We start from the raw sequence: 19,406 nt of genomic DNA, 5'->3' as shown, positions 1-19,406 counted from the left end.
CTAGCGACCGCAGTCCTCCACGGTCGACTAAATCCTAGTTCAGAGTCTGAACTGTTATTCAGTTGACGGTGGCCGATGCGGACTGCGAACAAGACGCAGTGACGCACATCCTGCTTATCGAGGACGATGCCGGAACCGCGCATGAGATCACGCTCGAGCTGGCAGCCAACGGGTACGGCGTGACCCATCGCGGCTTGGCAGCCGAAGGCTTCGCGGCCGCGCAGGACGACACCATCGACCTGCTGATCGTCGACCGACAGCTCCCCGACGGTGAAGGCCTCGACCTGATCGAGCGACTGCGCGGCGATGGCCGGCGGACGCCAGCGCTCGTGCTGAGTGCGCTTGGCAGCCTCGACGACCGCGTCCGTGGCTTGCGCGCCGGCGGCGACGACTACCTACCCAAGCCGTTCGCGCTGGTCGAACTGGTGGCTCGGGTCGAGGCGCTGCTGCGCCGGCCAAACGAGACGCGTGACACCAGGCTTATTGCCGGTCCACTCGATCTTGATCTCCTTGCCGGCACCGCGGCGCGTTCGGGCCGACCGCTCGAACTGCTTCCCAGAGAACTGAAGCTGCTCGAATATCTGGTGCGGCGCCCCGACCGGATCGTGACACGCTCGATGCTGTTGCGCGACGTCTGGGGCTATACTTTCGAGCCGAACAGCAATGTTATCGACGTTCACATCGGCAGACTGCGCCGAAAAATCGACGGCGAGGGCGAGCCGCAATTGATCCGCAACGTGCGCGGGCAGGGTTACGTCTTCAGTGTCATTGGCTGACCCCAAGGCCCGAGCGACCTGGCGCTGGGGCGGCGCGATTGCTGCGCTGCTGGTTGCGCAGTCGGCAATCATCGCCGTGCTGTTCTGGCTCCTCGCCGCCGGGAGCAATCAGCGCGCCATGGAGCGCAGCTTCGCAGTCGATTGCCGGACGCTTGCCGCGCTGCCGGCGGCGGCGCGGCAGGCCCAGGTCCGCGCGATGCTGACGCGCGACATCCACCGCGATCGCTTCATCGGCTTGTTCGGAGCAAACGGCGCGCTGATCGAAGGCAACGTCGCGGGGCTTCCAGCTGTGACAACAAGCGGGGCGTCGATGGTGGCCACGGTACAGCCGACCGAACTGCCCGGGAAGGACAACGACGTCGCGCGTCTCGCGGTGTGTGCGATGCCGGGCGGTACCCGGTTGCTTACGGGTTTCGACCTCGACAATGCCGAGGAAGCGCTGCGTGTCGTCGAGCGTTCGCTGATGCTGGGCCTGATCCCCGGCATGCTTCTCGCGGTTGGTGCCGGGCTGGTCGCCGGGCGCCGGGCCGCGAGGCAGGTCGACGCCGTGCGCCTGCTGACCCAGCAGATCGTTGCGGGGGACCTCGACCAGCGGCTTGCGGTGGCATCGCATCCCGACAGCTTTGGTGTGCTGTGCGCGCACATCAACGCGATGCTTGACCGGCTGCAGGCGCTGGTCGGCGATGTCCGCGGCGTCGGCGACGACATCGCCCACCAGTTGCGCACGCCGCTGACCCGGCTCCGCGCCCGCATCGAGCGCAGCCTGCGCGAGGCCGGCGATGTGGCAGCGTTCGCCGCTGCCGGCGATGCGGCGCTGGCAGAAATCGATCAGCTGCTCGGCATCGTTGCAGCGTTGCTGAGGATCCGCGAGCTCGAGGATCATGCCCGCCGCAGCCGTTTTGAGCGCGTTGATCTGGCGCAACTGGTAGAAGACGCCTGCGACCTGCACCGCCCGACGGCCGAGGATCGCGGCATCGACCTTCGTTGCGATATCGAGCCCGTCAAGCTGGTCGAAGGCGACGCCAGCCTGTTGATGGAAGCAGTTTCGAACCTGGTCGACAATGCGATGAAATTTGGCCCGCCAGATGGACGCGTAGTTCTTTCGCTGCGGGAGCAGGATGGCTCTGTGGTCATCACCGTCACCGACGACGGCGCTGGCGTGCCGGTTGCCGAGCGCTCGCTGGTCACCCAGCGCTTTTATCGTGGCGGCCACGATTGCGAGGGTGCCGGGCTTGGCCTCAGCCTGGTGAAGGCAATCGCGGACTTGCATGGCTTCCGGCTGCAGTTCGCCAAAATCGGCAGCGCGGTGTCGCTCGTCGGGCCCGGCCGGGAAAGCTGAACGCGAATTTAAACAACCCTGCCGCCGGCTGCACGTTCAGCGCTCGAACCATCTCTGCACGACCCGTTTGCCAAGGACGGCTCTACACCAGAAAGGCCGTTCGATGCGCTACGTGATTTTTTTCGGCTCGATACCTCCTCACCTCGGCACCGTTGCTCGCTCAGACCCAGCCCGCAAAGGGGGACGCTCAACTAGTCTCTCGCTTCGGTACGGAGGTGCGTTTGCCGCTGCCATTTTGGTCGCGGCCTGCGTCCCGTCCGATCACGTCTTCCTCGAGCAGGCGCCGGCTCCTGGTTTTGATCCCATCGTTTTTTTCGCTGGACATACCGAGGGCCGCGGCAGCCTCGCGGTCGTTCTGCAGCATCGAAATCCGACGCTGGTCGAAGGGCACGGGGTCGTCGCCTCCGACGGCTCGATCGACCTCGATCAGATCGTCCGCAAAGGAGACGGTAAGCCTACGCGGCGGACGTGGCACCTGTATCGCGTTTCGCCGGCCCGCTATTCAGGGACACTCAGCGATGCGCGAGGAATGGTTACGGGGACTGTCGAGGGTAATCAACTTCATCTGATCTTCGACATGAAAAACGGGCTTCATGCACAGCAATTTCTGTATCTGCGATCCAACGGCCAATCGGCGCGCAATCGTATGATCGTGACCAAGTTGGGGATACCGGTCGCAAGCTTGGATGAAACAATCGTACGGTTACCGGAATGAGGCTCAGCGGGCTGCGCGGTCATTTTACTAGCTCTTTCCGATCTCACCCGACCCTTTTCGTCGCGGCGATACCGAGGTCGCTTGTCGATTTTCACGACGGCCAATTTGGGCTTCTCGGCTGCTGCTAGTAGCCGTAGAAGCAAGGCGAACAAATGTCCGCTTTGAGGAGGCGCTGATCTGGCCGTAAGCGTCTGTGACTGGGTCACTTCATAGCCGGCTGCCAGAGCTCGATCTTAGTTCCATCAGGGTCGAGGACGGCGGCAAACTTGCCGGTATCGTCCTGTTCGCTTTTTAGGATTGTCACACCCTTGCTTTTTAGCCGCACAAGAAAGGCGTCAAGGTCGTCGACCGCGAAATTGATCATGAACTCGCGATGCGACGGCGTTATCTCTTCGCTGTTCCGTGGCATCGCGTTCCAAAGCGCCATAGGCGGATGTCCCGAGGCATCGTAGCGCAATATCGCGCCTCCCCAAGGCTCGAGGTGGATGCCGAGCACCTCGCGGTACCAGGCAGCGAGTGCTTTCGGGTCCTTGCTCGTCACGAACACGCCGCCAAGCCCGGTGATGTGGCCGGGAGGATTCGACCGCGCGGCCGCTGTGGGTAAGGCGAGCATAATCGCGACCGTTGTCAAAAAACCCATTCTCATGGAGGCTGCTCCCCGATAGCTCATGAGCCCACTGCCACCATTCGCGCCAGGTCGGTGCTCAATACCTTATGTTGCGTCAACGACACTAAGCTGTGAATGTCCAAATGTGATCACCGCCGACACAGAAACGTCAGCCATGCCGATCTACTAGCTTATTTTATCAAATCAGTTCAAACGCTTGGGCAGAACGAGCGGTGGGGGTCCGCCTTCGACGCCCGGTACACAATCAAGACGATAATATCGAGCTTTCTCGCGTGAAATGAAGCACGGGCCGGCGGTAGGCTACCCGCTCCGCGCGATTTTCCCTTAGCGAGGGACCGCAGAGTGCCGTGACGTTCGCAGTGACAGGTTCCACATCGTATCGCGAGGCCGGTGCGTCAACGACGGACACCTCAACATCCTCGTCAGCTCGCGAGCTTGGGATATCCGGAAATCGGAGGTGCCCGCGCTGCTCTTTCCCCACCCGATTTGGTGCGGGGCGCTTCCACCGTCACGTATCGTCGAATGGCCGGCGGGCCCCAACCGGCGCTCGCCGCAAGTATCATGCTGGGCGGTCGGACAAGCCGGGTGTTCATAGGAGCTCGAAACCAGCCGCACTCTTGGGATTGTTAAGTGTCTGGTGTCGACCCGTTGACGACGATCAGCGGGTCGCCCGCCGCGCCGTCGGACAGCACAAGCGCTTCGATCGCGGTAAAGCCTGTGCGTTCGAGATAGGTGCGGATCAGACCGGCTTGTCCCGCCATGTCGAGCGACAGCCAAATCCGGACAGCTTTCATCGGAAAACAACGGTTCGAATAGCTGGCGATGAACCGGCCGCCTGGGCGTAGGACCCGCGCAACGTCGGCAAGAACCTCGAGCGGCCGCTGTAGATACTGCACCCCGACGCAGCACAGGACCGCGTCGACGGATGACGTCGGCAACGGCAGGACCGGCTCGCGGTTGAGGTCCTGAATGAACCAGCGGTCGAGGCGCGGATTGGCCGCGAGCTCCGTCGCGTTCATGCCGTGACCGATAACTTCGCTGGTCGGCAAATCCGTGGGGAGGTGGCTCACCCAGCTTGACATCAGGTCGAGCACCACCGCGCCTGGCGCAATGATGCGGGCATAATAGTCCGTTAGTGCCGCCGTCGCGGCCTCGTCGATGTGGGTAACCAGGCGCGGCGGGGCGTAGAAGTCGAGGTCGTTGCCGCTGTCCTGCTTGGCAAAAGCCGCCGGTGGCAGCTCGGGGAGGCCGGTCATCATCCGTCCAGGTCGGCAGCGGTGATCAGGATCGGCGGTTCACCGCCGAGGCGCTTGACGAACTCCCGCTGGGAAATGAGGTGGATGTCAGCTTCGAACTCGATGAAGGTTTCGAGCGCCGTTTCCCGGTCGAGCGCATCGAAGGCCGGATTGAGCAGTTGGGCCAGCGCTTCGGCGGTGATCAGGAATTCGACGGGGCCGAGATCGGTCTCGCCCGTAAAGCCGACGCTCTGACGCTCCTCGACCCACAAACCGCCGTCGACTTGAAACCTGACGCTCGGTCGTACCATGAGGGTCTCTCTCATCTCTGGAAGCCGGTCAGGCAGCTGCTGGGCCGTCTGTATCTTCGACTGCCCCGGATCGAAGCTGCTCGACAAGCGCCGCGATCGCCGCGCCATTGAACGCGTTGGTCAACACGCCGTCGATCTGGATTGCGTGTTCGGGTGTCAGTGTCGCCGCTGCCTGATGCTCCGGGTCGAGTTGCTGCCAGGCGCGAACAGCGCCGCGCAGACTGGTCACTTCGGCAAGATCGGTGTCGCCGCGATGAACGTTTTCGAGCGAGGCGCTCATCCGCCAGTCGATCTCCGGGGTCAGGGCTTCGCCGCCCCAGGTTGCTTCTGTCATGATGTTCACCCCGAATTTTAGGCTGTGCAACGGTTCTAAAGCCAAGCGCCCCGGATGCTCCGCAAGTTCCGGGTCTGAAGTTGGCGCGTCGCCGTGATGCGGTTCGTCTGCGACCAAATTCATGGGCGGCGGGACCGATCGTATTCCAAGTGCCGACAGGCCGTAGATGCCGGGTTTGATGCGATCGAACCAGCCATAGACGTTGCGGCGGAAGATCGCCCCGGAATCCTCGGCGAGCGCTTTCAGGTCGCGTGGCCGTAGCGGGGCTGGCTTGCAAGGCCTCGGCGCAGGCAATGGCTCGCTGGCGGTAAGCGGTCATGATCGGCTGCCGGGTCGAACCGCCGCGGGTCGGGTCACCGTGCCGACTGGCATGCTCCTTAAGCAATCGCCGGCGCAGCGGAAGGTTGGCGCGCGGGCGATAGGGCAGGGGCTCGACGACGACGGTGACCGCGCCACGCCGGATGTCGACCGTGAGCAGTCCGACGCCGAGCAGGCGGCACAGGCGGTGCACGCGGCTGTCCTGGTCGCGCCCGCGCCGCGAACCCGCCACGGCAAGGTAAACCTGGTCCGCCGCACGCAGGCGGTCGACGGCCTGCAGCACCAGTTCTAGCGTGAAGGACAGCTTGAGCTCGGTGATGACAACGAGCTTTGGCTCGCCGTCCCGTACCGCGACGACGTCGCAGCCGCAAATCTCGCCTTTGACGGCGAACCCTTGGGCTTCGAGGAACGTCTTCACCGGCGGGTAGAGCGCAGTCTCCTGAAACTTGACGACGCTCGTGCTTTCGATGTCGGCCTCCACTCGTGCCCCGGACCCACCCGCCGCGCGTGTCATGTGCGGCGCACGATCACCGACAGGTTGTTCGCTGGCATCGGCAGCACGGTTTCGAGCACTAGGCCGGATAGGGCGGCTTCGGCGGCGATATCGGCGAGATCGCGCAAGCCCCATGCGAGGTTGCGATCCCGCAAGTCGGCGTCGAACGCCACGTTGCTCGGTGCCAGTGGCACGCCGGCCTGGAGGAACGGGCCGTAGAGGTAGAGCAGCCCGCCCGATGCTAGCAGTCGGCCAGCCTCCTGCAGCAGACCCTGGGTTGCCGCCCACGGGCTGATGTGAATCATGTTGATGGCGAGGATCGCGTCGACGGTGCTGACTGGCCAGGGTCGCGCGCTGGCATCGAGATCGAGCGGTGGTCCTACGTTGGCCAGGCGCGCCCCCGCCGTCCACGCGGCAATCGAGGCGCGTGCCGCGGGAGACGGGTCCGAGGGCTGCCAGTTGAGGGCAGGCAGTCGCCCGGCGAAGTAGGTAATGTGTTCGCCGCTGCCGCTGGCGATCTCGAGCACCGATCCTGAAGGCGGCAGAGCCGCCTGCAACACCTCGAGGATCGCCAGGCGGTTGCGGAAGACTGCCGGTGAGCTAAGACGCGGGTCGTGTAAATCGTTCATGCTTTCTCCCATACAGCGGCGATGCGCGTTGGCCGGCCCACTGCGCGGAAGAGCGTCAGCGACGATCGCAGCTTCATCGCATCCACCTCGCCAAACACCGTCGCCGCGGTTATCGGACCGAGGTTCCGAAGCGCCTCGACGCAGGCCCTTAGTCGCGAACCGAGAACCGGATGAGTAACATAGGCACGCGCCTCCTCGATGGATTGGATTGCGTAGCGCTGTGCCATCGGGCTCAAACCAAGCCCTGCGATCTGCGGGACGATGAAGCACATCCAGTGGCTGCGCTTGCGGCCGCGGCTTATCTCGGCGAGCGCTGTTCGATAGCTGCCAGTGTGCGCTGCAGCGAACCGTCCGAGATCAGACTCGCTGGTCACGCCCATGCATCTCCTCCACCTATCAGCGTGTCCTCCACCGATCAGCGTGGCGCAACCACCGTGCGGTTGACCTTAAAGCTGAAACCCGCATTTTAGCGTCAGCCCTTTTGGCTCAGAACTGCTCTCGAGCCACCGTGCCGTGCTCAACTTGGTGCAATCCAAAAAATGTCGCGCGTCGGACTTTTAGCGGCCCGGCAGCTTCCACCATCCTCGATCGGCTCTGGAGCGTCGCGGCCATCCATCTTTCGTGAAGGACCGGCAGCCCGACCAAGGCTCGTCACCGACGTCTCCGTCAAAAGAGCAGAGCCTTGTCCCGGAGTGTTATGATGAAAAAAAGCCTGCTTACGTTGCCTCTCGTTATGGCTTTAGCGCTTGGCGCTATCGCTTCCGCCGACGCCAGAACGCGGGCCAAAGACATGCCAAACGACCCTAATCGACTGATTTGCCGAACCAGCGAAGTTACCGGCAGCCGGCTCCAAGTTGCTAAATCGTGCATGACAGCAGCGCAATGGGATCAGCTAGAGCACGAACAGCGACAAACTGTCGAGCGTACCCAGTCACAAAAGATAACTTCAAGCCATTAATCAAAGGAACTAAGTTGTCGGTAAACGTTTGCAATCTTGGTGTAACTTACCGATACAGAAGGCTGCGTTGCCGGGGGTGATGAACCCACCCTCGGCAAAGTTGATCTCGTTAACGACCGGGCTCAGAGGTCTGGTCCCAGACAGTCATTCATAGTTGATTCCGGCTTTGGGCTCTTTAGAGAATCGTGCACGGAAAAGTGGTTGCTCGTTAACGATAATTTGTGCTGAGCTAAGTTGACTTCCGGTCCATTGTCGAAAATTACTGCGATGCAGATCGCCGCAGCGTGTCGACTTCCAGACAATAACATCATACGGCTGATTCCTGCCGCCCTGCTGGGCAGCTCCTTGCCGAAATGTGCGCGATGATAATTCAGCGCAAAGGGTGGGCAGTGTATCGAGCGAAAAGTCGCCCGCGCTGGGGGCTGCCGGCGCGGGCGACTTGTTAGACACGAGATTTCCACGCCCAACTTGGCACGTTATCGCTCCTAAGATATAATGAAGAGTTAACGGATAGACTTCGTTGCAGCAAAGCAATGGAGTATTTTATAGTAGCCATACTATCCCTTGGATCGGACGATCGTCGTTGACCTACCGTGACCCTATGGGATCTGGGGATAAAAATGCCCCGTTGCAGATTCGCAACGAAGCAGAATTTCCTGCCGATCTGGACCAAAGTCTTAATTCCCGTTGTGTACGTAAACGCACCATGGTGGCCTATCAAACTCCAGGGTTCATTTTGCGCGACGTAAGCGGCATCTGCCGGAATGGGTCCGATGGCTAGTACACCGAACACACTAAAGTTGGCAGAACACCTCACAGGCCCGCTTCAAGAAGTTCGCCGACCAGGGCGCGATGAGAACGCGGCATTTAATTTTGCGATTCTCAGGCCGAGCTTGGTCGAGCTGATCGGTTCCGGCGGCTACGCCATGCTCATTTCAAACGCTCTATCCCACGCACAGTGCGAGACACCATGGTTGCGCGAGGTGTCTTTAGGCAGAGATGGTGCGTTCGTCGGGCTTGACGCAGCCTATGCCAAAGTTTCCTGCGCAGAATTTCGAAGCGCGTCGGCACTGATCCTCACCCATATCCTTAACCTACTCGTGCGATTTATCGGTCCAGTGATGACTGATGCAGTTGTACGCGACACGTGGCCGACCGCCCCTGTGGAGAGCCTAGTCTGGGTGTTGCCGAGTGATGAGTAACGATCAAACACGAAAAGATGCGCCCTTGCAAGAAACGGAAGGCCCCAAGCACCAGGCGGTGAGCATCGCTCAGCTCCCGACTGGGGTAAAAGGGCTCGATGACATCCTTGGTGGTGGTCTGCCCGAGTTCTCGTTGAACCTAATCGCCGGTACACCGGGATCTGGAAAGTCGACCTTGGCTCAGCAGATTGCTTTTGCCAATGGCACCCGAGAGCGGCCGGCGGTATACTTTTCGATGGTCGGTGAGCCGCTGATCAAGCTGCTTCGCTATCAACAGCAGTTCTCCTTTTTCGACCAATCCAAGGTCGGAGTAACGGTCAGGTTCGTCAACCTTTCAGACGTTCTGAGCGAGAGCGACCTAGATGTCGTTCTCGCCAAGATCTTTGAACAAGCGACCTCAGCAAATGCGGGTCTCATCGTACTGGACTCTTTTCGGATTCTCGCACGGCAGCACGTCGGCGAGACGGCACATGAAAAGGTGCAGTCGTTTCTCTATCGGCTCGGACAGTTCTTTGTCAGCCTCGGCTGCACGGCATTGCTAATTGGAGAATATGGAAAGGACGAGATTCGCGACGAACCAGTCTTTGCCATGGTAGACGGGATAATCTGGCTGTCCCAGGTCACTGATCGCAATTCCGTTGTGCGCAAACTGGATGTCGTAAAACTTCGGGGCCAAGCGACGATCCCGGGTGTCCACACGATGCGAATCAGCAGTGACGGGCTTCAAACTTTTGCCCGCACTCTGGGAGTTGATCGCATTATTGCGACCCCCTTCGAACGAAGGCGTCTCGCGTTTGGCGTTGATGAACTCGATAAGATGCTCGGTGGCGGCGTTTTTTCGGGCGACAGCATTCTGATCGCCGGGCCATCCGGTACCGGCAAATCGGCCATGGCAAGCCAGTTCATAGCCGAGGGGCTGAATTGCGGCGAAAGCGGAGTAATGGTAATCTTCGAAGAGCGCCCGAACAGCTATATCGACCGCGCCGATGCCTTTGGCCTCAAGCTCAGAACTGCTCAGAATGATGGACGCCTGGAGATACTGTATCTGCGTCCCCTTGATCTCTCAGTGGACGAGGCGATGCAAGAGATCGTCGATGCGATTAAGCGAACCGGCGCCAAGCGCTTGGTAATCGACTCCTTGGTCGGATTTGAAACGGCCTTGGCCCCGGGCTTCCGATCAGAGTTTCGCGAATCGTTCTATCGGATGATCACTGTCCTGACCGGAGCTGGTATCACCATCCTGAGCACGGTGGAAATCGAGGACACATTCACTGCCTTTCAGTTCAGCCCGTACGCCGTCTCATTCCTCACCGACGACATCATCCGTTTGCGCTACGTCGAGATCGACGGGCAAATGCGCAAAATAATGGTCATAATCAAGATGAGAGGCAGCAACCACAGCAAGGACATCCGCGAGTACGTCATAACCGACAGCGGCGTCGTTATCGTCGGCCCGCGCCACACCGAGTATGAGCAAATGAGTACCGGGATTCCGCATCGGACCGGACCGCGCCAAGCTCAAGCGGATGAGCTTTCGCCCGAGCCAAAGTCAGCTACTTAAAAAGAATCTTGCCCCGCATTGATTTGCGATTTGGCCCAAGGGAAACAAAGGTCCCGCGACAGGGCTGATTGACAGGGATAGACAGCATTATGGAATGCCTGGCGGCGTCGTCGCACGCTATCGTCCGTCGGGCGATCTCGAGTGGGTGTCGGCATCCATCGGGGTTCAAACCTCAGGTAGATCCGCAATTTATCTGATTGTGCGGTCGTCAGCGTAGTCGATGCTAATGATTGCGGAGGCGAGCGTGGCGAAGATGAGATGTCGTACGAGATCGTAATATGTCTCTGAGCACCGCGGGACCCGCAGCCGTTCTGAACCGCTCTGCCGCCCAAGGTTTGGGACGACGAGCAGCGTGAAGCGCTTCAGGCGGCTGGCAAAAGGCCATTAGAGATCTGGCGTGACACAGGACACCGAGCAACGCTCTACCGCATGACCCTTCCAAAACACATTTGCCCCTGCGGGATCGGGGCGAAGGAAATGCTCGAGGAGCGCGGATTCCCGAGCGACGATCGGATTCTGCTTTGATGGGCCGACGCGAGGTCGGTGCGTTAAAGGGCTAAGCATGGGGTCGAGACGACCGTTTCGGTATGCCTCGCCGATGACCGGATCGGCGGCGACGTTCTCGAGTGCTATCTCGAAACGACCCGAACGATCGACGTTTGCGATGCCCGACTCCATGCCCGGGATTGCCGTTCTTGGTCGCGAGTCCGTCTGGGCCTATGCCCCGTCCGGCGATCGCCGTGCCGACGTCGCGACATATCCTGGTCAGGCAACGGTGTGTGGTCGTAGCAGACACTCGTGATGCGTTCGGACGCTCGAGACCAGGCGATCTCAAAGCTATTACATTTCCACCGGTAGATATCCTGCTGACAGCGCTGCGCCAATCGGGGCCCGGTCGTCCTGAAAAATGGAAAGGCAACGCAATCTAGGGGCCGTTTTGCAGCTGCAGCAGCGCAGGCCGCCATCAGACCCCGCCGCGGCCAGTCGATCCGCGATCGAGCGCTGCTATTGCATATCGCCAGTTCGAGCTACTCGAAGACCGAGCCCAAATTTCAGCGCCTGGTGGCGATATTTCCAGTCACGTAATAAGAGCGCGGTAACCATGCTTACTTTAAGATGTTTTGTAATATCGGACTATGCTTGGGTTTTTAGTGACCATCCGTACTGGTCGCGGACATATTTCGGCGAAAGTCGGCACCGAAGAGGCGCTTATACTCAATCTCCGGCTGCCCATATGCATCGGCTGCTATAAGCTCCAGTCTCATGCGGTCAGTGACGATAACGGTGCCGCGCCGCGCTTGGATCGCTCCGATACTTTCGAGCTTCTGGACCGTATTTGTCACGCCCGCGCGGCGGACGCCGAGGATCATCGAGAGAAGCTGATGGGTCATCATAATTGTGTCGCCCTCAATACGATCGAGCGTCATCAGCAGCCAACGTGCCAGCCGCTGATGGATCGTGTGGGCTGCGTTGACCACCGCCGTGTGGGAGACCTGAATAACAAAAAATTGGCTGTAGCGTAGTAGAGTAGTCTGGAGACCCGCGCTTCGGATCATTGCCGCGCGCAATGCCGGCACCGGCAAGCGCCAACCCGTACCCGCGATCTGGACGCAGGCTTCGAGAGGTGAGAACTCAGCACCACTGACTGAACCGAGTTCAACGACGCCCTCGCGACCCGTCAGGGCGATCTCGGACCGGCGCCCTGTTGAGGTAGCTGCGACGATCGACACCACCGCCGTCTCAGGGAACCAGATGTAAGCCAGCGGTCTGGCTGGGTCCACGAGACGCTCGCGAAACTCTAGCGAAACCGCTTCAAGTTCAGGCTCAAGTAGCGCTAAATCCTCTTGATTGAGCGTACGTAATAGTACATTCCCAATCGATGACCGTAACGTTTCCTGAGAGTTAAGAGTACGCGACAAATCCATGTCCGCTGATATTGCGATCTTTCGCTGACTTCAACACTCGAAATGCCACGCTCTCGGCGACCGCCCGCTCCCGGCGCGCTGGGAGTGGTCTTCGGTGCCTTACCTTCTTCGATCCGACTCTCGCTCCGCAGGTTGCGACCTTCCTGGCCTTCCTCCGGCTCTTCGGCGTCTTGCCGTGCCCGTTGGCCTCTTCCTTGGCGAAGCCGGCCGCTTCCTTGAGTTCACCTTTGAGGCTCATCTCGTGCTCCTCGCTGCAATCTGTCATCGGAAAGGGTAACCGGGGAAAAGCGGTGCAATGCGCGAAATGCTCGCCGGGGATGTGGTCGCGATAGAATCCGCTGCCTCGACGGAGGGCGGCGCGGGACCGGGCAGGGCTGCGGGTAGGGCCGGAGTTAAGACACTGATGTTGATACGGGTTCCAGTGGAGCGACCGTTCCTCAACCGACATAAACTCGTGCCCAGTGTCGAGGAGCGGTCTTGCAACGCTGAATGACGGCATGTGGGTGAAAGCGACGTACCTCGAAGCTGATTGATCTGTTTAGCGACCCTGTCGGGCTTGGATACGCCGATCATCCGACTACCCTCAATTACAGTGAGAGCCGATCGTGCTGAGTGGTCCCACGTTGGCGGCGGCATGGGCGGCTGGGTTGTTCGAAGTCTACTCGAGTCGATTGTATCGAGTTGAGGCAAGGCTTCCGGCGGGTGGGGCCACCGACCCTGACCCCAATTGATCGCGTTTTGCCAGCCATACGGCTTTGACTGCGAAGATCTTCTTTATGGGGCCCCCGGCCTACGGCCCGGCCGCCGGAGGCTCTCCAAAGCCCCGTTTGCGACCGACGGAAGCGGGCGGCGCGGTAGCGGACTGCCCGTTTCGCTGCCGGCCGCAGGTGCCCGGCGATTCTCCCCGAACGTCTTGGCCCAATTTTGCGACGGCGCTTCGACGAGCAGCCGCATCACCGTCGCGGCGGCGAGGCACGTCGCGATGACCAGCCCCAGTTGGGCCGCTTCTCCGGCGGCACCACCGGGCAGCAAGCGCCTAGCGATGAAAAACGCTGCCCCCGACACCGGATTATGGGTCAGGTACAGGCTGTAGGATACGGCACCGAGCCATTGCAGCCAGGCCGACCTCAACCCGATCATCAGGAAGCCGGAAATGCCCGCCGCCCAGAGCACCAGCGCGGTGAGGGCGCTGAAGCGGATCGACGGCGCCCCGGCGACCATCATCAGGATCACGAACGGCAGGAATATCGCCGATAGTTTCCAACTCGTGTAGGCGCGATAGGCCAGCACGCCGGCAAAGAACGATGCCCACAGGGTGACGAACAGGCCGTGAAACGGCAGCCAAGTAATCGCGCCGGTGCCCCAAGCGACGGCGATGGCGAACAGTACGGTCGAAACGACTGCATTGGAGACGCCTTGGCCGAGGCTTGGGGCGAGCCGGTAAGCAACGAATGCCGATACGACCAGTACGAGGTAGAATTGAATTTCGTAAGTCAGCGTCCAGTAGACGCCGCCGAGTTGCGGCACGCCGGTCATGAGCTGGGTATAGGTTGCGTGCGAGAGCAACTGGAACCAACCCGGGAATGTCCAGACATCGTGCATGACACGCGCCGACAGCCATGAAAAGGCCAGGAGCAGCAGAATCGAAGCCCAGTAGGGCGGATCGAGGCGGAGCGACCGGCGCACAATGAAGCGCATCAAAAAGCGGCCATCGACGATCTTGTGGGCGAGGCTGTGCGCGATGACGAAGCCGCTGAGTGCGAAGAAGATCGGCACGCCGACCCAGCCGCCATCGAAGACCAGCAGCTTGATTGGGGCCGGGGTGTTGGCCAGCAACGCGTCGAGATGCCGGCCCTCCGAAGCGTGGTGCAACAGCACCATCATCGCGGCTATGCCACGCAGTCCCTGGAGAAATGGAAAGTTCCCTGTCCTCGCCAAGTCATGGCTCCGCCCTGCGACCTTCGGCAGCAGTTTCGCGGCCAAGCTACGACGCGCCGAGCGATTAAGACATTGGGTCTCGGCGGTGGGGGTTTGTGCGCACGGCTTGGACAGAGCGGCGGGCGCCCGGCAACGGACGCGCTTGTTATTGCGCGACCGGCGCCACGGCCCGCCAGACTCGTTAGACAATTGCCCAGACTGTTGGAGCGACCTTAAATCTGAGACTCTCTGTAAAATTGCCCCCGAGCCTGCGAATCTTACATCAGAGTCAGTTCTGAGCCGCGAAACTGATCTTCCCCCGTCTGACTGGTCCATCGACTATGATGGTCTGGAGCACGAAAGGGACGAGGGCGGCGGTGGCAACAATGTACTAGCGATCAGCCCGGGGCACCCATCGGTGCCGATCAGTCTTGTCAAACCAAAAAATAGAACAGTGTCAGTCCAATGAGCTGGCATGTGACGTGCAAGCGGACCGACGGCTCAAGGCCTTGCCAACCAAAAGATAATGCGGAATGGGTCGACATGTCACAGTTCGCCAACGAACAGTGGCCAGGATGGAAGATATGCCGAGATTAAAAGCGGGGCGCCTGTACGCCCAGATCGCTCGACTGATCGCCGGAAAAATTGCGTCCGATCAATATCCGATTAGCAGCCGTCTGCCGTCCGAACGAGAATTATCCGAGCAGTTTGCGGTGTCTCGCCCGACCATTCGCGAGGCGCTTATCGCGCTTGAAGTCGATGGTCTGGTGGACATCCGTATGGGCTCGGGTGTGTACGTGATCGCCCGCACACCCCATGACGGAAAATTCGCACCGGTCGGTGTCGGCCCCTTCGAACTGCTTGAGGCACGGCGTGCGATAGAGGGCGAAGCGTGCGCGATCGCCGCCCAGCGCGCGGAAGAGGACGATCTGGCGAAGCTCAAGCGCCTTTACGACGAGATGGAGAGCGCGGGTACCGACCTGACGAAAGCCGAGGCGGTCGATCATCAATTCCATCTGCATATCGCCCGCATGACTCGCAACAGTGCCATCAGCGGTGCTGTCGAAGGCTTGTGGGAAGCGCGCCTTCATTCCCTCCAGGAAAAGTCGCTGTCGAAAAAGGCGCATCGCGCCGGGGTTGGTCCGCGCCTCGACGAGCATCTCGCGATCCTCAACGCTATGCTGGCACGAAACCCCGACCGTGCGCGTGATGCGATGCGGTCGCATCTGGACAAAGTCCTGCACGCGCTGATCGTCGCTACCGAAGTCGAGGAGGGCGCGCAATTCGATGCCAAGCTCAGCGCCCGCCGCCAGATGTTCTTGGGAAGCGCCGATAGAAGTTTGACTTAGTCCCGAAAAACCAGCGGGGTCGTGCTTGGTATCGCCCTTTAGCCACCTAACCAGGGACGAAAATGATCGCTCGAGTCGCATTTTGCGACCATTCGGTTAGCGTGCAGCGGGTAACGGGAACTGATCAAAGTCGATAACGGCGTCAGAGTTGCAACGACTCCTGATCCCCCTATTGAGCGTCCCGCGATCCGTGTTGGGAGTTCCGCGATAGACATAACAAGTCTTTGTGAAAGAATGGTTTCGCGGGTTCAGGTGCTTCCGTGCGTCCGGCATATTATTGCAGCCATCATTGCGGCTACTGTCCTGTATGATGACATTTGTAGTGGGTCTGATCCCCGGCAATCTGTGCGGCGGGATGACCTATCGTCGCCATGCAGAACACGCATTCATGACCAAGGAAATCCTAGAGCCCAACTGTCTGGCCAATAGCATGACTCCCTTAATAAGTGGCTTGACATGTTATCGCTACCACGACAGGGTCGGGCATAGAAGAGCGCCGATACGGTGCCATCAAGGGGAGGTTTCCGGTGACATCGCAGGTTTCTTGTGTTCGTTCACTACGGTTCGCGCTGCTTGGCGCAACTACATTTCTGGTCTCTTGGCGATGCCGCTGGCGGCACAAAATGCGCCTGTCGATGCAACCGGGCAGTCTCTTTCAGAACCACGGTCGGCGGGCACTCCGGATGTCCTGACGCCACCGCCGCCCGAAACGGCCAGCGATATTGTGGTGACCGGCTATCGAAGCAGTTTGGCGAAATCGACCATCGCCAAACGCGAATCGACGAATTTCAGCGACTCGATCTTTGCCGAAGACATCGGCAAGTTCCCTGACACGAACATCGCGGAGTCGTTTAACCGTATTCCGGGCATCACGATTACCCGTGACATCACCGGCGAAGGGACGAATGTCGCTATTCGCGGCTTGGGATCGAACTTTACCAATGTCACGTTGAACGGAGCGCCCATTGCGGTCGCTTCATCCGGTGCGACCGACGCGCAAGGGACTGACCGCTCAGTTGACCTGAGCTTTTTCCCGACCGATCTCTTCACTAAATTAACGGTAAACAAGAGTTATTCGGCCGAACTTCTGGAAGGCGGCGCCGCCGGTAACATCGATATTCGCTCGGCGCGACCGTTGGACCGCGCCAAGTCCTATCTTGCCTACAATGTCCAGGGTTCGAAGCTAGGTAAGGCCGACAAGGTCGGCGTACGTGGCTCCTTGATCGGCAGCTGGCGGAACGACACCATCGGCATCCTCGCGGGTGTGTCGGGCCAGCGGTTCTATACCGATACGCGTGGTTTCGAGACCATCGGTTATACCAATCCCGCGTTGTCGGCGGCGCAGTGCGGCGCAGCGACCGGATGCAATACGACCGGTGGCGGCAACTGGACTATCCCCGGGACCGTGCCGGTCGGCGCCGGTGGCGGCCTGGTCGCGGGCACCGTGATCGATCAGGCATTCCTGCTCGCGCACAACCCCGGCGCGACCATCCAGCAGATCGACAACGGCTTGCTGCCACGCCTGGGCCGGCCGTCGGCGGAATATGGATCGCGCGATCGTCTCAACGCGATCCTCAGTCTGGAATGGCGCCCGACCGAAGAACTGCATTTTTACGTCGACGGTTTGTATGGCTACAAGCACAATAACTTGATCCGCGAGGATATGGCCTGGACGGTACGCAACGGCTCGGCCATCCCGCTCAACCTGACGTTTGACAAATCGGATTGCAACGCCGGTTGCACGATCAAATCGGGCACGTTCGCGAATGTTCAGTTCTTCGATGAATTCCGGCCCTACATCGAGACGACCACGCTGTGGAACGTCAACCCTGGCGTCGAATACCAGATCACCGACAAGCTCAAGGTCTCGCTGCAGGGCAATTACGAACGCAGCAAGTTTCACCGAGAGAGCCCGACAGTCGGCGCGACCACGCCGCTGGGGGTCGGCAATACCGTTGAATATGCCAACGACGGCGGCGTACCGACGATCAAGAGCGCGCTCGATCTGAACGATCCGAACAGCTTCGGATGGTACGCACAAGACCGGTTGAGCATCGCCGACGAGCGTCGTCAATACACCAGCAAGGGCGTTCGCGGCGACGCAACCTGGGGTGAGAGCGCGTTCAACATCAAGGTCGGTGGTGCCTACGACGACGTGTCGCGGCGCATCCGCGGTTATGACAACAGCCAAGCATGGCAGAACGCCGTCTGCGGCAATAATCCGAGCGTCACCCTGCCGTCCCCGAACACCCAGCCGCCCTGCTCGGGCTTGAATTCACCTGGGGCCGCACCCGCCGGTTACCCCAGCTATCCGGGGTATGGCACCGGCTACACGGCGGGCCAGACGGGGCCGGTAACCTATGGTGGCTCGCTTATCCCGAACAGCGCATTGCCCGGCTACCTGCGTCCTGGTCCCGCCGGATTTGTCACGGTCGACTTCGACAAGCTCGCGGCCGCCACGAACTATGCCCAGTTCCATGCCGACGAGCCGGATACGGGCGGGGCCAACACCGGCGCAAGCGGCGGCCTGATCCGCGAGGTGGTCAAATCAGGTTTCGGATTGGTCAGTGGCGTTCAGAACATCGGCGATAACGATCTTCGCTTCAGCCTCGGCGTGCGTTATGTGAATACTGAGCAGACGATCGCCGGCCGAGTCTCGCTTCCCGACCCTCGTAATACTCCCGCCGGCGGTGCCAGCCTGCCCGACGGCAGCCGCTATCCCAACATCGTGGGCGAGGTCTCAACCAAAAATACCTATAGCGAATGGCTGCCGACAGCGAATCTTGCCTACAACGTCGGCGACCACGCGGTCGCTCGCGCTGCCTACTCAAAGACAATGACCCGTCCTGACCCATCGGCGCAGTTGCCCGGTGTGTCGTTCGGCGCACCGTCTGCCGACCAGGCGAGCATCGGTAATCCGGCGTTGAAGCCCTATATTTCCGACAACATCGATCTCGGGTTCGAGTATTACACCGGACAGGAAGGCGTCATCAGCTTCAACGCCTTCCGCAAGTCGATCGTCGGGTTCACCAACCAATTCGTCGATACTGTGCCGTTTACGGACTTGGCTCAGTACGGCATCACCTACGACACGCTGAACCCGACGCAGCAAATCGCGATTAATCTGCGTGGCGGGCCCAACGCGGCACAGGTTCAGGTTACCTCGCAGGTCAATGTGCCCAACCGGCTGAAGATCAACGGATTGGAGTTGCAATGGGTGCAGCCGCTGGACTTCATTACACGGCATATCGGCGTCACCGGCTTCGGCTTCAACGCCAACGCCACTATAGTCGACCAGACCAGCGATGGCCCCGCCCAGGCCTATGGCGTCGCACCTTATACCTACAATGTGACGGCTTATTATGAGAAGAACGGCATCATGCTTCGGGTTTCGACAACGTTCAGAAAAGGCTCGCAGAGCAGCGGCGCAAACCAGAACGGCACCACTGCCGCCGCGCTATTCAACGATAGCTATAAGCAGTTCGACTTCTCGTCGGCATTCGACCTAGACAAACTGTTCAACCTGCCGAACGCACCACAGTTGACGGTCAATGTCGCCAACTTCACCAACGAAACATTGAGGTCCTACTTCCAGTTCAACAACGCGACGTTCACCCAGTATAAGCCAGGCCGGCAGTTCCTCGTCGGATTACGGGGCAGTTTCTAATCGCGCGGTATCGACGTCGGAGCGAGCCGGCACCGGGTACTTCGGGTGC

General features: G+C 60.2%; 15 protein-coding genes and 1 pseudogene. 7 read left to right on the top strand and 9 right to left on the bottom strand.

Annotated features, from left to right (window positions below):
* The first annotated feature begins 98 nt into the window (after nucleotides 1-98).
* The 3 genes from KX816_13790 (at nucleotide 99) to KX816_13780 (ending at nucleotide 2,830) form a co-directional block, all read left to right on the top strand.
* Nucleotides 99-776, top strand: coding sequence for a response regulator transcription factor (locus KX816_13790; GenBank protein ID QXQ05321.1), 678 nt, complete (start codon nucleotides 99-101; stop codon nucleotides 774-776).
* Nucleotides 763-2,115, top strand: a complete 1,353-nt coding sequence (locus KX816_13785; GenBank protein ID QXQ05320.1) for a HAMP domain-containing histidine kinase — start codon at nucleotides 763-765, stop codon at nucleotides 2,113-2,115. Before KX816_13790 ends, KX816_13785 begins: the two co-directional genes overlap by 14 nt.
* Nucleotides 2,116-2,218: 103 nt before the next feature.
* Nucleotides 2,219-2,830, top strand: coding sequence for a DUF3833 domain-containing protein (locus KX816_13780; GenBank protein ID QXQ05319.1), 612 nt, complete (start codon nucleotides 2,219-2,221; stop codon nucleotides 2,828-2,830).
* Between the two features lie 202 nt (nucleotides 2,831-3,032).
* Here the strand turns inward: KX816_13780 and KX816_13775 are convergent, their stop codons facing one another.
* The 7 genes and pseudogenes from KX816_13775 to KX816_13745 form a co-directional block, all read right to left on the bottom strand.
* Nucleotides 3,033-3,470, bottom strand: a complete 438-nt coding sequence (locus KX816_13775; protein ID QXQ08576.1) for a VOC family protein — start codon at nucleotides 3,468-3,470, stop codon at nucleotides 3,033-3,035.
* A gap of 614 nt (nucleotides 3,471-4,084) precedes the next feature.
* Nucleotides 4,085-4,714, bottom strand: a complete 630-nt coding sequence (locus KX816_13770; GenBank protein QXQ08575.1) for a class I SAM-dependent methyltransferase — start codon at nucleotides 4,712-4,714, stop codon at nucleotides 4,085-4,087.
* Nucleotides 4,714-4,965 carry a DUF1488 family protein gene (locus KX816_13765; GenBank protein QXQ05318.1) on the bottom strand — a complete coding sequence of 84 codons (252 nt, stop codon included), beginning with the start codon at nucleotides 4,963-4,965 and terminating at the stop codon, nucleotides 4,714-4,716. Before KX816_13765 ends, KX816_13770 begins: the two co-directional genes overlap by 1 nt.
* A 67-nt stretch (nucleotides 4,966-5,032) precedes the next feature.
* Nucleotides 5,033-5,632 (bottom strand): DUF2161 domain-containing phosphodiesterase, encoded by a 600-nt coding sequence (locus tag KX816_13760; GenBank protein QXQ05317.1) that lies wholly within the window; start codon nucleotides 5,630-5,632, stop codon nucleotides 5,033-5,035.
* Nucleotides 5,598-6,284 (bottom strand): annotated as a pseudogene (locus tag KX816_13755) (hypothetical protein). The gene KX816_13760 and the pseudogene KX816_13755 overlap by 35 nt, the downstream one beginning before the upstream one ends.
* On the bottom strand, nucleotides 6,167-6,778 hold the full coding sequence (locus KX816_13750) for a DUF938 domain-containing protein (protein QXQ05316.1): 612 nt from the start codon (nucleotides 6,776-6,778) through the stop codon (nucleotides 6,167-6,169). The pseudogene KX816_13755 and the gene KX816_13750 overlap by 118 nt, the downstream one beginning before the upstream one ends.
* On the bottom strand, nucleotides 6,775-7,158 hold the full coding sequence (locus KX816_13745) for a DUF1810 domain-containing protein (protein QXQ05315.1): 384 nt from the start codon (nucleotides 7,156-7,158) through the stop codon (nucleotides 6,775-6,777). The genes KX816_13750 and KX816_13745 overlap by 4 nt, the downstream gene beginning before the upstream one ends.
* Before the next feature lie 1,378 nt (nucleotides 7,159-8,536).
* On the opposite strand from KX816_13745, the gene KX816_13740 reads away from it, so the two are divergent.
* Complete coding sequence (locus KX816_13740; GenBank protein QXQ05314.1) at nucleotides 8,537-8,938, top strand: hypothetical protein; 402 nt, start codon at nucleotides 8,537-8,539, stop codon at nucleotides 8,936-8,938.
* Nucleotides 8,931-10,499 carry an AAA family ATPase gene (locus tag KX816_13735; GenBank protein QXQ08574.1) on the top strand — a complete coding sequence of 523 codons (1,569 nt, stop codon included), beginning with the start codon at nucleotides 8,931-8,933 and terminating at the stop codon, nucleotides 10,497-10,499. The genes KX816_13740 and KX816_13735 overlap by 8 nt, the downstream gene beginning before the upstream one ends.
* 1,148 nt (nucleotides 10,500-11,647) lie before the next feature.
* On the opposite strand, the gene KX816_13730 is transcribed toward KX816_13735, so the two are convergent.
* Nucleotides 11,648-12,424: a Crp/Fnr family transcriptional regulator gene (locus tag KX816_13730; GenBank protein QXQ05313.1), complete on the bottom strand. Its 777-nt coding sequence runs from the start codon at nucleotides 12,422-12,424 to the stop codon at nucleotides 11,648-11,650.
* A gap of 774 nt (nucleotides 12,425-13,198) precedes the next feature.
* A complete protein-coding gene (locus KX816_13725; protein QXQ05312.1) occupies nucleotides 13,199-14,308 on the bottom strand; it encodes an acyltransferase in 1,110 nt (369 codons plus the stop codon).
* 617 nt (nucleotides 14,309-14,925) lie between these two features.
* Here KX816_13725 and KX816_13720 point away from each other — a divergent pair.
* Nucleotides 14,926-15,690, top strand: a complete 765-nt coding sequence (locus KX816_13720) for a FadR family transcriptional regulator (protein QXQ08573.1) — start codon at nucleotides 14,926-14,928, stop codon at nucleotides 15,688-15,690.
* Nucleotides 15,691-16,294: 604 nt separating this feature from the next.
* Entirely contained in the window at nucleotides 16,295-19,357 is a 3,063-nt protein-coding gene (locus KX816_13715; GenBank protein QXQ08572.1) for a TonB-dependent receptor, read from the top strand.
* Nucleotides 19,358-19,406 lie beyond the last annotated feature (49 nt).

It is taken from the genome of Sphingosinicellaceae bacterium (genome assembly GCA_019285715.1).
GTDB lineage: Bacteria > Pseudomonadota > Alphaproteobacteria > Sphingomonadales > Sphingomonadaceae > Glacieibacterium.
This window is presented reverse-complemented; position numbering and strand designations above follow the sequence as displayed.

What these genes read in the sequence shown, in the direction of transcription:
- KX816_13730 (QXQ05313.1), bottom strand. Translation starts at nt 12,424, where the DNA reads ATGGATTTGTCGCGTACTCTTAACTCTCAGGAAACGTTACGGTCATCG.
- KX816_13715 (QXQ08572.1), top strand. Translation starts at nt 16,295, where the DNA reads ATGCCGCTGGCGGCACAAAATGCGCCTGTCGATGCAACCGGGCAGTCT.
- KX816_13750 (QXQ05316.1), bottom strand. Translation starts at nt 6,778, where the DNA reads ATGAACGATTTACACGACCCGCGTCTTAGCTCACCGGCAGTCTTCCGC.
- KX816_13780 (QXQ05319.1), top strand. Translation starts at nt 2,219, where the DNA reads ATGCGCTACGTGATTTTTTTCGGCTCGATACCTCCTCACCTCGGCACC.
- KX816_13735 (QXQ08574.1), top strand. Translation starts at nt 8,931, where the DNA reads ATGAGTAACGATCAAACACGAAAAGATGCGCCCTTGCAAGAAACGGAA.
- KX816_13775 (QXQ08576.1), bottom strand. Translation starts at nt 3,470, where the DNA reads ATGGGTTTTTTGACAACGGTCGCGATTATGCTCGCCTTACCCACAGCG.
- KX816_13745 (QXQ05315.1), bottom strand. Translation starts at nt 7,158, where the DNA reads ATGGGCGTGACCAGCGAGTCTGATCTCGGACGGTTCGCTGCAGCGCAC.
- KX816_13770 (QXQ08575.1), bottom strand. Translation starts at nt 4,714, where the DNA reads ATGACCGGCCTCCCCGAGCTGCCACCGGCGGCTTTTGCCAAGCAGGAC.
- KX816_13725 (QXQ05312.1), bottom strand. Translation starts at nt 14,308, where the DNA reads ATGATGGTGCTGTTGCACCACGCTTCGGAGGGCCGGCATCTCGACGCG.
- KX816_13720 (QXQ08573.1), top strand. Translation starts at nt 14,926, where the DNA reads ATGCCGAGATTAAAAGCGGGGCGCCTGTACGCCCAGATCGCTCGACTG.